General features: G+C 33.9%; 1 pseudogene. It reads right to left on the bottom strand.

What is annotated here, in order from left to right:
- Positions 1 to 528 (bottom strand): annotated as a pseudogene (locus tag AC1DJR_RS33090) (DUF5123 domain-containing protein); the annotation flags it as partial.

Here is a 528-nt window from a genome sequence, read left to right as displayed (position 1 = left end):
TTTTCATAGCTTTGATTTTGCTCAATGATAATTTCCTTCCCACCATCCACGTAAATACCATCAGCTGAATATTCATTATAACTAGTATTATTGATGGATGAATTGTGATGGACAATGTTATTACGAACAACTCCATTCCGTGCTTGATCTAAAGCAGCTACTGGAGATACGCCCTCATGTCCAATCAGAACAATTCCAATATTGTTGTTATCATGTACTTTGTTATTGGTAACTTCAAAGGAATCTACATTCCCATTCACAGCAATGGCTTCACTCAATCCTAATTTCAAATTTGCTACTTCGTTATTATCAATCACAATATGATTTAAGTTAATCTGTGCACTAGATGAAGTACCATAGACAGCAATCCTATGCTCGTTTCTATTTTTTGTATTTTATTCAGTGTGATGGATATAATTATTTCTAATCTTTATATTACTCCCTGTTCTAGTAATATAAATACCAATAGGGGTTTCGCTACCTTTACTTCCGCGTGAACAATCTTTAGTTCCTTTCTGAGTTCTACAC

Source organism: Bacillus sp. 05T31 (genome assembly GCF_056396725.1).
Note: the sequence above shows the minus strand (reverse complement) of the source record. Positions and strands in the feature narration are given on the sequence as shown.